This window comes from Flavobacterium sp. W21_SRS_FM6 (genome assembly GCF_052119645.1).
GTDB lineage: Bacteria > Pseudomonadota > Gammaproteobacteria > Enterobacterales > Alteromonadaceae > Paraglaciecola.
This window is the reverse complement of sequence record NZ_JBGQOM010000004.1, coordinates 233,663-248,176: the sequence shown is the minus strand read 5'-3', so window position 1 is coordinate 248,176 and position 14,514 is coordinate 233,663. Positions and strand designations below refer to the sequence as shown.

Here is a 14,514-nt window from a genome sequence, read left to right as displayed (position 1 = left end):
GAGTCAACGAGTTACTATGATATTCACGCGCCTTACCACCAAAGTATTACTGGTCAACGTTACCTTGCTCAGCTTCTTCGCTTGCAACTTAAACGCCGCGAATTCATGGCCAGAAGGTAACAAGGTAGCCATTAGTTTATCTTACGACGATGCCCTAAATAGCCAACTTGACAACGCCCTACCCGCCCTAAATAGCCGAGGATTAAAAGCTTCGTTTTACGTCGTTCCACTATCGGAGGCGTTTAAAAATCGAATTGACGAGTGGAAGGCGTTAGCCCAACAAGGGCATGAACTGGGTAATCATACGTTGTTTCACTCTTGTATCCGCTCACAGCCTGGTCGGCAGTGGGTAGACCCAGCAAATGCCCTAGAAGATAAAAGCGTCAAAGCCATGATCAACGAAATAAGCGTGGCCAACACCCTTCTTACGGCAATGGACGGACACAGTGTGCATACCCTAACCCCACCTTGCTTCGACCAACAAGCCAGAGACGGCAATTATATTGAAGCGGTCAAAGAGCAGTTTATTGGGATAAAAAGCGCAGAAGATCCGAGCTTTGCCACCTTAATCGGTCCCAGTGAAATAAGTGCTGAGGAGATTATTGCGTTTATTGAAAAACAGCCTAAAAACATCAAATTAATCAACGTATTGTTCCACGGCATAGGGGGAGATCATCTGGTCACCACAACCGAAGAACATGCCAAGTTTTTGGATTATTTAGCGGCTAACAAAGATAAATATTGGGTGGATACCTACCGTAATATCATGTTGGCAAAAAATAAACACCAGGGCTGACAGTGCGTTACGTGCAGTGATGTCATCGCTTTGCTAAAAGGTATCCTCCAAGTTGATACGACGTCTGTGGAGCCGCTTTGTAAAGGAGTGATTAGCTGAAAACTGCTTTTAAAAATGACAAAAGCACTGCTTCGCGACAAAGCACTCCTTTGCTCATTGCAATACATTGCGGTTTTTCGGATTGCATGGATGTCAGTACGCCAATAGCCCGTGAACCTAAAATATCGTAGGCGCTTAAATAAGTTTACAGAGGGTGTCCCAGTGAGTAGGGCGAACTCTTGCTAAGGTCATAATTCTTTGTTTATATAAGGCCTGTGTTTAACTGCTATATAAGAATTTATGCTCACCATTAATAATAAAAAAGCGTTGTTTTTAGTCTCCGCCATTGCGCTAAGTGCTTGCACCCCAGCTACCGATAATAATGCGACAAGTGAAACAACAATGACCCAAATACCTCAAACTAACATGCTTGAATACAACACACCCGGCCAAACCGATGCCGACCACCTTTACCTTGAAGAAGTATTGGGTGACAAAGCTCTCGCTGAGGTAAAAGATTGGAATACCCGTACCCTTGATAAACTGATGGCCGATCCGTTGTTTACGCAATTGCAAAGTGAAGCATTATCCATTTTACAAAGCAAAGACAAAATCCCCTATGTGTCTTATCGCGCGGGCGAGGTCTTTAATTTTTGGCAAGATGCTGAACACGTGCGCGGTATTTGGCGTAAATCAAGCTTAGAAAGTTACTTAAGCGCTAACACCCAATGGCAAACCATACTAGACATCGATGCCCTCGCGGCAGCTGAAGAAAAAAACTGGGTCTATAAAGGTGTTGACTGCTTAGCTCCTGACTATGTGCGATGTATGGTTAACTTATCTGACGGCGGTAAAGATGCCGTTGTGCGCCGAGAGTTTAATACCAGTACGGGCAAATTTATCGACAAGGGCTTTGTTACCGCTGAGTCAAAAGGTGGCATGACGTGGTTGAACGAAAATACCATGGTGGTGGGCGTGGATTTTGGTCAAGGTACGATGACTGATTCTGGCTACCCAATGCTTGCTAAATTGTGGCAGCGCGGCACAAGTATGGATAGCGCAACCGAAATTGGCCGCGGAGAACAAACTGACGTAGGTTACTGGGCCAGTGTATGGGAACTCTCTGACGGTCGTCATGAGATATTTACCACTCGTGCCATTACCTTTTACGACAGTGAAACCTATTGGTTTGCGCAAAATCCAGATGGTACGATCGCGCCTGGCAAAAAACTTCCCTTACCCCTGCAGTCTTCCATTTCGGGCGAATTTAAAGGGCAAATCATCGTCAAATTAGCTGAAGACTGGCGTGACTTTGCGTCCGGTACATTGGTCAGTTTTGCCATTGACGACTTCATGGCAGACGGCAAGATTGAGAACGTCAACCTCGTATATCAGCCAGACGAAAAATCCTCTATCGAAAATATTGGTACCACCAAATCTAAGGTATTGCTGAGTATATACCGCGATGTAACCGGTGCCGCCTACGAATTTGATTTCAATGGTGAACAATGGACATCTAAAAAATTGGATTTCCCAGTGAATGGTTCAGTGTCAATTGGCAGTACCAATGAAAAGGAGGACATTGCTTTTATCTCTTCAGAGAGCTTTTTAACACCGGATACGCTGTATGTTTACAATACGCAAACAGGTGAAAAAACCAAAGCTAAGTCGCTACCTAATTGGTTTGATGCCAGCACCATGGTCAGCGAACAGTTTTTTGCGACGTCTACCGATGGCATCAAAGTGCCGTATTTTGTTGTGCGTCAAAAAGACATCAAGTTCGATGGCACTAATCCTACCCTATTGTATGGCTATGGTGGTTTTGAGGTATCACTCAACCCCACTTATTCTGCAACTCGCGGTAAATTATGGGTAGAGCGTGGCGGCGTTTTCGTGCTGTCGAATATTCGTGGTGGTGGTGAATACGGACCTAAGTGGCATCAAGCGGGTTTAAAAACCAAACGTCAAAACATCTACGATGATTTTATTGCTGTAGCGGAAGATCTTATCGCTAAAAACGTCACTTCACCTCAACATCTTGGTATTGAAGGTGGCTCAAACGGCGGCTTGTTGATGGGAGTTATGTATACCCAGCGCCCTGACCTTTTTAATGCTGTGGTTTGTGCCGTGCCTCTACTTGATATGATGCGCTATCACACCTTGTTAGCTGGTGCTTCATGGATGGGCGAATATGGCGATCCAGATGATGCAATTGAAGGGGCCTTTTTACGCAGTATCTCGCCTTATCATAATATTGATCCTGAGGCGAACTACCCTGAGGTGTTTTTTATCACATCAACCAAAGACGACCGCGTCCATCCTGCCCATGCTCGTAAAGCAGCAAAGCGCATGGAAGACCAAGGCCATGCCTTTTTGTATTATGAAAACATCGACGGTGGCCATTCAGCCGCGGCTAATTTAAAAGAAACGGCTAAACGCTTAGCCCTGCAACACACTTATTTATTTGAGAAATTACAACGTAGTAAATAAGGTTTAAACGCAGAAAAAGTCGACCTGATAAGGTACAGAACAGCTATCAGGTCGACGCTTCTTGCTGTTCTGTTTGGGTGAGTAAACGCGCTTTACCTGCTACTTGAGAGTGTATTTTTTATAATCGTATTTCAGCTTCTACATCCAGTATCCATTGATAAATCAATAAAAACGATTAGAAAAATCTAATCTATTCAATTTATTTCTAATCCCAACACGCTACACTGCTTACTTCAGATACATGATCAAGAGGCGCAAAAAGCAACATGCAAATTGGAATGAAGACACTGACTTTCGCAATCACCCATTTTACCGTGGCTTTTTCGGTGGCATGGCTGCTGACTGGCAGCCCACTTATTGGCGGTTTAATTGCCATGGTTGAGCCAGCCATTAACACCGTAGCATACGTTATTCACGAAAAAATTTGGGCGGATAAAAACCTAAAAATACATGATGACGTGCAGACCGTTTAAGGGTGCTTGATGCTTACAAATCAACAAATACAGTCTATGGATGTGCATATTTTACTCAGTATCGTGAATATGAAGTTACGTAATGATTTCACTTCGCTACCACGTTTATGTCAGTCTTTTGAGCTGAATCAAACACTGCTAGAAAGCAAATTGAATAAAGCACACTACGCGTACCAAGCAAGCCTAAATCAATTTCGTTAGGCTTGTAGCTTATGTAGCAGCACATACCGCACAGCGAGGATGTTTCATTAGCGTGAACCTGCGCCATTCACTGGTCATGGCGTCAAACATTAATAATTTATTGGTTAAAGCCTCACCAAAACCACTTAGAATTTTGATCCCTTCAAGCGCTTGCATGGCGCCAATGATGCCCACCACCGGCGACATTATTCCCGCTTCCATGCAGCTTAAGTTCTGCTCACCAAAGCTGGCACTTAGACATTGATAACAAGCGTGTTCTGCGCGCTGGGTAAAGCTACACACCTGCCCTTCCATACGAATCGCTGCGCCCGATACCAGTGGCACTTTAGCGGTGAAACACAGTTGGTTTAACTGCTGGCGGGTCTCGAGGTTGTCGCAACAATCCAACACAAGGTCGTGCAGATTAATTTGCTCACTGAGTTTTGCATCATCCATACGTTTAACGAAAGTATCGACTGATAACAGCGGATTCAGACGTTTAAGGGCGGCTTGCGCTGACTTACTTTTATTGACCCCAAGGGTCGCTTCTGAATGCAAGACTTGTCGCTGTAAATTACTGAGCTCTACCTTATCATCATCAACGATGGTGATATGCCCTATGCCAGCGGCTGCCAAGTATTGTGCCGCAGCGCAACCCAAGCCACCGGCACCGATAAGTAAGATACGACTAGCAAGAAGTTTTTCTTGGCCCTCCAAATCAAATCCTGGCAGCATGATTTGCCGACTATACCGCATGGCTTGTTCTTGATTTAAATGAGGGCTTTGTTGCTCAGATTTCATAGGGATACCCTAAATCGACTTATGAATGATTTTTAACATTTGTCCTGCAAAACAACAAGCTGAGCTTAATTTACGCGGCATACAAACTAGGAATCCTTTTCTGATAAGCTTTAATGTGCTGTATTTTGTTCAACATTTAGACATTTGAACCTAGATAGGCGATTAGCCGTTGCATTGCGGATAAAATTAAGTAAACTGCGCGTCTTCGGTCGGTGTGTAGCGCAGCTTGGTAGCGCACTTCGCTGGGGGTGAAGGGGTCGTAGGTTCAAATCCTATCACACCGACCATTAACTTCTCCCAGTAGTAAATCTTCGTTTTACGTTAGCACTTCCTTGTTATTTTTCGATTTATAAAGCACTACTAGTTAAGCAAAACTCAAAATAAGCCCGTGAAGGCTTAGCGCTTTTTGGCGAGTATCAATGCCCCAAAAGCAGGCTCGTACAAAGGCTGAACTAAACAGCGTTGAACATCGTTAGCCAACCATGGGCTGATATGGGGTGCGAGACCACCAATAAGGGCGACTTTTTTTGCGCCTTCACTCAATAAACGTCGGGCCAATCGACTCACATAATCCGCCCCCTCCTGTATAACCCTTACTGCTATGGCATCGTGCTGTTCAAGTGCGGCAATTACCAAAGGCGCTAAACCCGCAAAAAATACCGCAGGGGCACCATTTACCTGTTCAACTACTGCGCTGCTTGTTTGACAGCCCAATTGCTGTTTCAAATCATCAACCAAAGGGCTGGATTCAGACAAGCCGTCCATGGCTTCTAAACACAGACGAGTAGCGCTTACTCCAATCCAAGCACCGCCACCTTTATCGCCAGTGGTAAAACCGTGACCTCCTAACTGAACGTGTTTGCCCTGATGAACCATAAATGCAGAAGACCCTGTGCCACAAATAATGACAGCGCCCTCTTCGCTGTTGTGCGCACCTAAACAGGCAATATGTAAATCGCTGGTGATTTTGATCGTGGCAAAAGGATGTTGCCATAAGAGCATTTTATCTTTGACGCTAGGCAAACTCACCCCGGCTAAGCCCATTGCTACGTGGCAATAGCGTAAAGCACTTGCAGACAATTGCGCATCTAACACAGCCCGCTCACAGGCTTGAGTAATCGATTCAATGGCGAGACCATAATGTGTTGCAGGATTCGCCGAACCCGCTAATCCTTGACCGATAATGTCGCCCGAACTGTTTTGCAGTAATGCTTTGCACTTTGTACCGCCACCATCAATGCCAATAAAATAATGAGGCTGCACGGTTCACTCCTGAAAACATGACAAAACAAGGTCGCCAAACATAGGTTGATACAAAAGATAAGCCTTGGAAATACCGAATTAAAAGCGCTTAATCGGCGCTTTTGTCGTCGGCACTGATACGACTGGCCGTGGCGCCAGATTGCCCTTTGTATTTGGCATCAACCCTTGCGTTGTAGGGTTTATCGGCAAAATCTGACATCAATTCAAAACTAAGTGCACCAATTTTCATGCCTGGTTTAAGCGCTAACGGTAAACGGCCCCCGTTATAAAACTCAAGTACAATATTACCCGACCAGCCGGGGTCAATCCGGTGTGCAGTGACATGCACCATCAGGCCCAATCGAGCTAAGGATGATCGTCCATCTAACCAACCAACGATATTCGCAGGCAACGTGACCGATTCTAAGGTCACCGCAAGAGCAAGTTCACCGGGATGCAAGAAAAAAGATTTATCCGCAGCAATTTCAATTTCATCACTCATGACATCGTTCAAAGCTGCTTGCACTTCAGCTTTTGGCCCACTTAAATCGATATAAGGGGCGTGCTGGCTTTCAAATACACGAAATTTATTACCCAGACGAATATCCACAGTCACACCGCTGATTTCACTGTAGCCAGGCTCAGGGCTGATGGTGATTTTCCCCTCCTGCATGTACCGATAAATGTCTTTGTCACATAAACGCATAGTTTGTTGCTCGTTTTACTGTAGTTAAAATATGCACCTGTCCGGCACCTTTTATTTTGGCCGTAAGTTTGCGTTGTTCAGCCCCACTTAGCAAGCCAACTTCAAGCCTTTAAACCTGATTAAATGACTTTAGCCATAGGGCTTTAGTGGTTTCTCGTGCCAATTGTTGATAAGCCAAGCTTAGGGCGTGCTGCGGCTCACTTAATTGCAAAGGTTTGCCACCATCAGCATGCTGTCGAATTTTAATATCAAGGGGCAACTGACCCAACAGAGGCAAGGTAAATGCAGCGGCAAGTTTTTCTGCGCCGTGTTCAGCAAAAATCGCTTCATGATGACCACATTGACTGCACACATGAAAACTCATGTTTTCAACAATGCCCAATACTGGCACTTTGACTTTATTAAACATGGCAATGCCTTTAGTCGCATCGGCCAACGCTAAATCTTGTGGCGTGGTAACAATGACTGCCGCACTCACTGGCATTTGCTGCGCCAAGGTTAACTGAATATCACCCGTGCCGGGCGGCATATCAACTATTAAGTAATCCAGTTCTGGCCAGTTGGTTTCATTAAGGAGTTGCAACAGCGCCTTACTGGCCATAGGGCCCCGCCACACCGTGGCATTTTCTGCTGGCACAAAATAACCAATAGACGTTGCCACCACGCCATGTACCGCTAACGGGTCAACCCGTTTTTGGTCTTCGCTGGTGGGCTTAAGCTCAGCATTACCTAGCATCAAAGGAATCGAGGGGCCGTAAATATCGGCATCTAAGATCCCTACTTTGGCACCCTCTGCTTGCAGCGCAAAGGCTAAATTCACTGTTGTGGTCGATTTACCAACCCCCCCTTTACCCGAGGCGACCGCAATGATGTTTTTAACGTTGGCAATACCAGTCACTAAGGTTGGGCTACTGGTGACAGAGGTTTGAATAACGACCTGCTTAATAGCGCTGTTGTCAGCAAGCAAAACAGCTTCAAGTTGCTGTTTGAGGGCCAAATGTTGCTGCATTGCCGCAAAAGGCAAGGTAAGTACCAAGGTGTTGTTATCAAGTGCTAAACACGTTGAGAAATCAATATCAGGTAAATTAAAAAACGTCGTTAAGCAAAGCTGAATATTTTGACTTAAAGATTCACTAATAGATTTAGACTTAAAAAACATGGACTACCTTTGATTTTAAACCACAGAACGTGATTTTCGTAATGCAATAATGCCGTAGAAGCGTTACCATTTGCGACCTTTTAAATTAACAGACAAACAATTATACCAATGCTTTCACAACCGAAAACTCATCACACTCGTAAAATTTTGGTCACCAGTGCCTTGCCCTATGCAAACGGCTCTATTCACTTAGGTCATTTGTTAGAGCATATCCAAACGGACATTTGGACCCGATTTCAACGAATGCGCGGTCATACATGTTACAGCGTGTGTGCTGATGATGCCCACGGCACGCCGGTGATGTTAAAAGCGCAACAACTTGGTATTACGCCTGAGCAGATGGTGGCGCAAACTCGTGCTGAACATCATCAAGACTTGCTCGATTTTAATGTTAATTATGACAATTATTATGTCACTCACTCAGACGAAAACAAAGAGCTGTGTGAGCTTGTTTATAATCGCTTAAATGCCGCTGGTTATATTAGTCAACGTACAATTAGTCAGTTATATGATCCTGAAAAACAAATGTTTTTACCTGACCGGTTTGTAAAGGGCACCTGTCCAAGCTGTAAAGCAGAAGATCAAAACGGGGATAGCTGTGACGTATGCAGTGCTACTTATGATCCTACAGAACTGATTAATCCTCGCTCGGTGGTATCTGGAGCCACACCGGTATTACGTGATTCAGAGCATTACTTTTTTGATTTACCACAGTTTGAAGGGATGTTGCAAGACTGGTTAAAAAGCGGTGCAATTCAAATTGAAATGGCTAACAAACTACAAGAGTGGTTTGAAAAAGGCTTACAGCAATGGGATATCAGCCGCGATGCACCTTATTTTGGGTTTGAAATACCCAATGCCCCCGGTAAGTTTTTCTACGTGTGGGTGGATGCCCCAGTGGGTTATATGGCTAGTTTTAAAAACCTGTGTGACCGCACCGAAGGCTTAAATTTTGATGAGTTTTGGAACAAAGACTCTGACGCCGAGCTGTATCATTTTATTGGTAAAGACATCACTTATTTCCACTGTTTGTTTTGGCCAGCCATGCTTGAAGGCGCTGGTTTTAGAAAACCAACTGGCGTAAACGTCCATGGTTTTGTGACCGTTAACGGCGCAAAAATGTCTAAGTCAAAAGGGACTTTCATTAAAGGACGTACCTACTTAGACCATCTAAATCCTGAGTATTTACGTTATTACTTTGCGTCTAAATCCAGTGATGCAGTCAGCGACATTGATTTAAATTTTGAAGATTTTGCACAAAAAGTAAATTCTGACTTAGTGGGCAAAGTAGTGAATATTGCCAGTCGCTGTGCCAGTTTTATCAACAAACGTTTTGACGGAAAACTGTCGAGCAATGTGCTCGAGCCTGCACTTGTTGCAGAATTCCAACAAGCGCAAACCAGCATCAGCGACGCGTTTGAGAAACGTCAATTCAGTCGTGCCATCCGTGAAATTATGGCTTTAGCAGATAAAGCTAATCAGTTTATTGATAGCAACGCACCGTGGGTAACGATAAAAGATCCTGAAAAACTGCAATTTACCCATGACGTTTGTTCATTAGGCATTAATTTATTCCGCCTACTCGTGGTGTATTTAAAGCCAGTATTGCCCACCTTAGCCGCACAATCTGAAGTCTTTTTGAATGACAGCCTAACGTGGGATAGCCTAAATAACGTATTGAGCGATCATAGCGTTAGCCCCTTTAAAGCCCTGATGCAGCGCGTAGAGATGGATAAGATTACAGCCATGGTTGAAGATTCTAAAGAAAACCTAGAGCCGACCAAAACTGTGGATCCCAATAGCCCTTTAGCCAAAGACCCGATTGGTGAAACCATTAGTTTTGAAGACTTTGCTAAAGTGGACTTGCGAGTAGCCTTAATTGCCAAAGCGGAACACGTTGAAGGCGCAGAAAAATTACTTCGTTTAGAGCTTGATTTAGGCGGCGAAAGCAAACAAGTGTTTGCAGGCATTAAATCGGCCTATCAGCCAGAAGACTTGGTTGGTAAACACACAGTGATGGTAGCTAACCTTGCACCGCGTAAAATGCGTTTTGGCTTATCAGAAGGCATGGTTTTGGCGGCAGGCCCGGGTGGAAAAGATTTGTTTATACTTGAGCCGCACGCCGGTGCTAAACCTGGCATGAAAGTTAAATAACGCTTAATGCACTAAGTAAAACTAAAAGGGCGAAGTAACTTGATTACTTCGCCCTTTTTTATGAGGTAACAATCAAACAAAACAGGCTACTGCTGGCTAAACGATTGCCAGGTTTTATCTTATTTTATTGGCTATTAAGCTCTCGTAACGACAATACAATCCAGCCGTCCATATAGATATTTTTTGGCCGTTTAGCATCGTATATCACGCCAGACTTAAATAAATTAAGCAGTCTATTTTTGTTGTAAGTGAGTGTGCCTTGACGATAAAAATTCCGTTGCATCGCCTGGTCAAATTTCATATGGTCACGAGGCGAAACAGCCGTGGAATGCGCAATATTACCAATTTTAAATGTTACGCTGTCCCCCTTAACGTCTACCACCTTTAAAGGAATAAAGCGGTGTTTTGGATCAGATGACTTGTCCAATGCAAAATAGTCTACAAAAAAGAAATCATTATGCTGAGGGTCTTGGACTATTAAGGACGCCTGTTGACTGCGCTGAAATTCAAAATACTGATAACCAATCACACACAGTATCAGTACCACAATTTCAAAGTGAGCAATAAACCATTCGCCCAATACAGTCAACGACAGAAACCCAGAGGATCGTGAAGGAGCGGAGCTTAACGTAGTCGCTTGTACCATGGTAGTTCCTCCTAGCTAATTGCCCAAAACCGCTAGAACAATAGCTGTTTATTTAACCACCCTCATTGTATATAAACTGACCAACATTAAAGCCTTAATTATTTTCAACGTAATCCGCTAAAATTGATAAGTAGGCCTGTTTTTGCTCTAAGGGTAACCACGCTACGTTAAAAGCATTAGCAATGAGGGTCGCCATATCCGCTTTGCTAAATTGCCCTTCATTTTGTAACTCTATTAAGTTTTCATTCAAATAGGCACGAAAGTACGCTGGATCATCAGAGTTGATAGTGACTAACATGTGATTGTCCAGCATCGTTTGAACTTCTTTAGCGGTAAGAGATTGCACCACAAAGCGATTAGACACTGGGCAAACGGTCAATCCGAGTTTTTTGTCTTTGATTTTGCCAATCAATACCGGATCTTCTAAAGAGTTAATACCATGGTCTATTCGATCAACCTCAATTTCATCAATGCATTGAGCCATATGAATGAGGGTGTTGTCTTGATTTACATCACAATGCATGGTGAGTTTTAAACCCATGGCTCGAGCCTCGGCAAATACCGCTTTAAACTTTGAAGGAGGATTATTTTTTTCATCTGAATCAAGACCAACGCCCACCAACCAATCAACATAAGGCTTGGCCATCGTTAAATGCTGCATCGCGGATTCCGCGCTCATGTCCCGCAAAAAACACATGATAAGCTGGCTGTCGATACCGAGCTGTGCTTTGGCCGCTATTTGCGCTTCATGAATACCGGTGATCACTGTTACAAAGCTCACTCCTCGGGTAGTGTGCGCTTGTGGATCAAAAAACAACTCTGCATATAAGGTTTGCTGTGAGCGTGCTTTGGCGAGGTAGTCCCACGTCAGTTGATAAAAATCTTCCTCAGTCATCAATACTCCCATCCCAGCATAATAAATAGTCAAAAATGAGGGGAGATCATGGAAGTCATAGGCCGCCACAAGGGCTTCAGGTGTCGCGTAGGCCAAGGTAATATTGTTTTTTTGCGCCAACTGGAAACTGAGTTCTGGTTCAAGGGTGCCCTCAAGGTGAACGTGTAATTCTGCCTTAGGCATGTTTTCGATAAATGCTTGCATGGGTAACTCCAAGGTAACGAAACAAAAGGATGTGCTGAGCAATCAGCAAAACTTATGCCTGTCACGATGCGCCTAAAACAATGCCCTTAGCCTGCATGGCAAGTAACTCGCGCACCCAATGTACTACTTTGTGGTCAATGTTGGTGCGTGTAAGCACGCAAATTATTCGCTTATGATGCAGCTAAGTTATTTAACATCAAACCAGCTATTCGTTTGAAATCAGCCACATCTTGACTGGATAGACCCGCGAGTAAAGACGCTTCGATTTCTTTTTCAAGCTGACTTATTTTTTGTAAGAGTGCTAAGCCACTGCCCGACAAAGTTAATATTTGACTGCGTTTATCACTGGGGCTGGCTTGTTTAACTAACCATCCTTTCTCAATCATATCCTTCACTAAACGAGCGATTTGCGCCTTATCTTTGCCCAGTAATTGCACGAGAGCATTTGCAGTGCAGTGCGACTGATTAGCAATAATGTGTAAACAACGCACATGCATGCCATTTAAGCCCAACTCATTAGCATTCACCGCCGTTTTAATATGGCCACGGTAAATCTGCGCCAGACCAAAAATTGTTTCTCGTAATCCCATCACGTTAATTCACCCACATTGGTTGACTTTATCAACAATTTATTTATAATTGACTTTATCAACTAAATTATCTTCATGCAAGTTGTCCTTGCATTTGCAGTACTCAATCAAACACAAGAGGCTAATAATTATGCAACAACGCCCTACTAGAAAATTTCGTTCAACGACAGTGGCTTCAGTGACTACCCTGAGCCCACATTTAAAACGCATTGTCTTGACCGGTGATGATCTACATGACTTCCCCTTACAGCAAGATGGTATTCATGTAAAAGCAGTGCTCTCACCTGACGGCAAGCCTTTTAGCGATAATAGCTGGCGAGAAGCGACGAAACGCTCGTATACCATCCGTGAATTTGACCCCGTGAACAAACACCTCGTGCTGGATTTTGTGATTAATCGTCATTCAGGCCCAGCCACCAATTGGGCAGCCCAAGCTAAAGTGGGTGATTATATTGGTATTGCCGGACCGGGTGAGCCAAAACTTACTGATTTTAGCGCGAACAGTTATTTATTAGTGGGAGATCTTACCTCAGTGAATGCAGTCAATGGCTACGCAAAATTTATTCCGGCCAGCGCACAATTAACGGCCATCGTTACGGTCCCTACTCGGGAAGACATCATTGAGATGGACGCTGGTAAGCATCTCAACGTGCACTGGCATGTTGAAGATGAAACGTCCCTCACGCTGACTGAATTTGTAGAAAAATGGGTGGCTAATATACCAAGCGACACTCAGGTATTTTTGGGCTTAGAAGCAAGCCAAGTGCGTGCCGTAAAAGGTTTATTATTAACTGAATATAACGTTAATCGTCTTACCATGCATGCCACCGGATATTGGAAACAAGGTATGGATGCAGATCGCTTTGGCGCAGATAAAAAACGTAATCCACTGTAATCACCAGCATGCTAATTTGAGGCCGCTATTTTGCAAGTAAAAACACTTTCAGTAAAAACCGCCACGGTGCTCGCGATGGCAATGGCCCTTGGGCCATTCGCCCTTGACACCTATCTTCCGGCTTTTCCCGTCATCGCGCAAAGCCTTGATGTTTCAGTGCACCAAGTGTCGCTGTCGATTTCTCTGTATATTTTTGTATTAGCCTTAGGGCAATTATTTGGCGGGCCGCTCTCTGACCGTTTTGGTCGCAGTAAAGTCATGCTAAGCGGCATCGCGCTCTTTGCTATTGCCAGTATTTTCTTATCGTTTGCAAACAGCCTAAGCGAATTTTTACTGCTGAGGGTCTTGCAAGCATTAGGGGGTGGCGCGGCCACAGTGACCGTGCCCGCACTGGTAAGAGACCGTTTATCTGGTACCGAGGCCGCCAAATTTTTTGGCCTGATTGGCTTGTTTATGGCATTAGCACCCGCGGTAGCGCCTAATATTGGTAGTTTAATTTTAGTAATGGCCGAGTGGCATTACATTTTTGTTTTTCTGGGAGCCTACGCCTTGGTAGCTATGCTGCTACTGAGCCAAACCGTGTTTAAACAAAAAGCGCCTACGGTAGTCAAAGAAAAAATCGATATCATTAAACGCTATAAACAGGTTATAGCCAATCGACCAGCCCTGAGATTTATCGTTATTGGCTCTTTAACGTCATCAATTTTAATGCTGTTTATTGCCCATGCCTCATATATTTATCAGGGGCATTTTGAGGTAACACCTGGCACTTTTTCTTTGTTATTTTCAGCCAATGTTGTTCTGATGTTAGTTGCCAATTTAAGTAATCGTTTTTTACTTAATCACTATTCTGCCTTTCAGATATTAAGAGGAAGTTTAACCTTACAAGCAGGCGCGATCTTATTGTTGATCACTATTAGCCTCTTCCAGCCAGTATTGATTCTTTTTGTTCTGGCCATGGTATTTACCATTGGAGCCTTAGGTGCTACATCCCCCAATATTCAAGCATGTTATATGGACTACTTTGAAAAAAATGGAGGTACAGCAGCGGCGCTCATGGGCGCAACTCAGTTTTCAGTAGCTGGCCTCATTTCAGCGGCATCGACCCTATTACCTGAAGGGATTTTGTCCATCGTGTTGGCGCAAGGGGCGTGTTCGCTGATTTGCGTGCTCCTTATTTGGCGCATGCAGGCAGATAGTGTCCAAACTCAAACAAGTGACATCACACTACATTATTAGTGGCA

The 14,514-nt window shown here is 44.1% G+C and carries 14 protein-coding genes and 1 tRNA gene; 8 read left to right on the top strand and 7 right to left on the bottom strand.

The annotated features are described in order from the left end of the window. Positions 1 to 16 precede the first annotated feature (16 nt). The 4 genes from ACEN2L_RS09145 (at position 17) to ACEN2L_RS09130 (ending at position 3,999) form a co-directional block, all read left to right on the top strand. Positions 17 to 796 carry a polysaccharide deacetylase family protein gene (locus ACEN2L_RS09145; RefSeq protein WP_441743369.1) on the top strand — a complete coding sequence of 260 codons (780 nt, stop codon included), beginning with the start codon at positions 17 to 19 and terminating at the stop codon, positions 794 to 796. Positions 797 to 1,135: 339 nt separating this feature from the next. Beyond that, positions 1,136 to 3,325, top strand: a complete 2,190-nt coding sequence (locus ACEN2L_RS09140) for a prolyl oligopeptidase family serine peptidase (protein WP_441743368.1) — start codon at positions 1,136 to 1,138, stop codon at positions 3,323 to 3,325. A gap of 266 nt (positions 3,326 to 3,591) precedes the next feature. Continuing rightward, entirely contained in the window at positions 3,592 to 3,798 is a 207-nt protein-coding gene (locus ACEN2L_RS09135; RefSeq protein WP_441743367.1) for a DUF2061 domain-containing protein, read from the top strand. A gap of 9 nt (positions 3,799 to 3,807) precedes the next feature. Next, positions 3,808 to 3,999 carry a DUF4250 domain-containing protein gene (locus tag ACEN2L_RS09130; protein ID WP_306021902.1) on the top strand — a complete coding sequence of 64 codons (192 nt, stop codon included), beginning with the start codon at positions 3,808 to 3,810 and terminating at the stop codon, positions 3,997 to 3,999. A gap of 9 nt (positions 4,000 to 4,008) precedes the next feature. Here the strand turns inward: ACEN2L_RS09130 and moeB are convergent, their stop codons facing one another. After that, positions 4,009 to 4,779 carry a molybdopterin-synthase adenylyltransferase MoeB gene (moeB, locus tag ACEN2L_RS09125; RefSeq protein WP_441743366.1) on the bottom strand — a complete coding sequence of 257 codons (771 nt, stop codon included), beginning with the start codon at positions 4,777 to 4,779 and terminating at the stop codon, positions 4,009 to 4,011. A gap of 210 nt (positions 4,780 to 4,989) precedes the next feature. Here moeB and ACEN2L_RS09120 point away from each other — a divergent pair. Then, a tRNA-Pro gene (locus ACEN2L_RS09120) sits at positions 4,990 to 5,066 on the top strand. Positions 5,067 to 5,175: 109 nt separating this feature from the next. Here the strand turns inward: ACEN2L_RS09120 and ACEN2L_RS09115 are convergent. From ACEN2L_RS09115 to apbC, 3 genes are all read right to left on the bottom strand, one after another. Further along, positions 5,176 to 6,042 (bottom strand): BadF/BadG/BcrA/BcrD ATPase family protein, encoded by an 867-nt coding sequence (locus ACEN2L_RS09115; protein ID WP_441743365.1) that lies wholly within the window; start codon positions 6,040 to 6,042, stop codon positions 5,176 to 5,178. Positions 6,043 to 6,130: 88 nt separating this feature from the next. Continuing rightward, positions 6,131 to 6,727 (bottom strand): dCTP deaminase, encoded by a 597-nt coding sequence (gene dcd / locus ACEN2L_RS09110; protein ID WP_306021899.1) that lies wholly within the window; start codon positions 6,725 to 6,727, stop codon positions 6,131 to 6,133. Positions 6,728 to 6,836: 109 nt separating this feature from the next. Further along, entirely contained in the window at positions 6,837 to 7,886 is a 1,050-nt protein-coding gene (gene apbC / locus ACEN2L_RS09105) for an iron-sulfur cluster carrier protein ApbC (RefSeq protein ID WP_441743364.1), read from the bottom strand. A gap of 108 nt (positions 7,887 to 7,994) precedes the next feature. On the opposite strand from apbC, the gene metG reads away from it, so the two are divergent. Beyond that, positions 7,995 to 10,040 (top strand): methionine--tRNA ligase, encoded by a 2,046-nt coding sequence (gene metG, locus ACEN2L_RS09100; protein ID WP_441743363.1) that lies wholly within the window; start codon positions 7,995 to 7,997, stop codon positions 10,038 to 10,040. A gap of 124 nt (positions 10,041 to 10,164) precedes the next feature. Here metG and ACEN2L_RS09095 read toward each other — a convergent pair whose 3' ends face one another. From ACEN2L_RS09095 to ACEN2L_RS09085, 3 genes are all read right to left on the bottom strand, one after another. Beyond that, the gene (locus tag ACEN2L_RS09095; RefSeq protein WP_306021896.1) at positions 10,165 to 10,686 is read right to left on the bottom strand and encodes a hypothetical protein; all 522 of its coding nucleotides are present in this window, start codon (positions 10,684 to 10,686) and stop codon (positions 10,165 to 10,167) included. A 94-nt stretch (positions 10,687 to 10,780) separates the two neighbouring features. Beyond that, positions 10,781 to 11,785 (bottom strand): adenosine deaminase, encoded by a 1,005-nt coding sequence (gene add, locus ACEN2L_RS09090; protein ID WP_441743362.1) that lies wholly within the window; start codon positions 11,783 to 11,785, stop codon positions 10,781 to 10,783. A 170-nt stretch (positions 11,786 to 11,955) separates the two neighbouring features. After that, on the bottom strand, positions 11,956 to 12,375 hold the full coding sequence (locus tag ACEN2L_RS09085) for a MarR family winged helix-turn-helix transcriptional regulator (RefSeq protein WP_306021051.1): 420 nt from the start codon (positions 12,373 to 12,375) through the stop codon (positions 11,956 to 11,958). A gap of 130 nt (positions 12,376 to 12,505) precedes the next feature. On the opposite strand from ACEN2L_RS09085, the gene ACEN2L_RS09080 reads away from it, so the two are divergent. Then, a complete protein-coding gene (locus ACEN2L_RS09080; protein WP_441743361.1) occupies positions 12,506 to 13,270 on the top strand; it encodes a siderophore-interacting protein in 765 nt (254 codons plus the stop codon). Positions 13,271 to 13,300: 30 nt separating this feature from the next. Further along, positions 13,301 to 14,509, top strand: coding sequence for a multidrug effflux MFS transporter (locus ACEN2L_RS09075; protein WP_441743360.1), 1,209 nt, complete (start codon positions 13,301 to 13,303; stop codon positions 14,507 to 14,509). Positions 14,510 to 14,514: the final 5 nt, after the last annotated feature.

Coding starts and splice junctions, on each gene's coding strand:
- ACEN2L_RS09080 (WP_441743361.1), top strand. CDS start 12,506: ATGCAACAACGCCCTACTAGAAAATTTCGTTCAACGACAGTGGCTTCA.
- add (WP_441743362.1), bottom strand. CDS start 11,785: ATGCAAGCATTTATCGAAAACATGCCTAAGGCAGAATTACACGTTCAC.
- apbC (WP_441743364.1), bottom strand. CDS start 7,886: ATGTTTTTTAAGTCTAAATCTATTAGTGAATCTTTAAGTCAAAATATT.
- metG (WP_441743363.1), top strand. CDS start 7,995: ATGCTTTCACAACCGAAAACTCATCACACTCGTAAAATTTTGGTCACC.
- ACEN2L_RS09145 (WP_441743369.1), top strand. CDS start 17: ATGATATTCACGCGCCTTACCACCAAAGTATTACTGGTCAACGTTACC.
- ACEN2L_RS09140 (WP_441743368.1), top strand. CDS start 1,136: ATGCTCACCATTAATAATAAAAAAGCGTTGTTTTTAGTCTCCGCCATT.
- dcd (WP_306021899.1), bottom strand. CDS start 6,727: ATGCGTTTATGTGACAAAGACATTTATCGGTACATGCAGGAGGGGAAA.
- ACEN2L_RS09130 (WP_306021902.1), top strand. CDS start 3,808: ATGCTTACAAATCAACAAATACAGTCTATGGATGTGCATATTTTACTC.
- moeB (WP_441743366.1), bottom strand. CDS start 4,779: ATGAAATCTGAGCAACAAAGCCCTCATTTAAATCAAGAACAAGCCATG.
- ACEN2L_RS09095 (WP_306021896.1), bottom strand. CDS start 10,686: ATGGTACAAGCGACTACGTTAAGCTCCGCTCCTTCACGATCCTCTGGG.
- ACEN2L_RS09135 (WP_441743367.1), top strand. CDS start 3,592: ATGCAAATTGGAATGAAGACACTGACTTTCGCAATCACCCATTTTACC.
- ACEN2L_RS09085 (WP_306021051.1), bottom strand. CDS start 12,375: ATGGGATTACGAGAAACAATTTTTGGTCTGGCGCAGATTTACCGTGGC.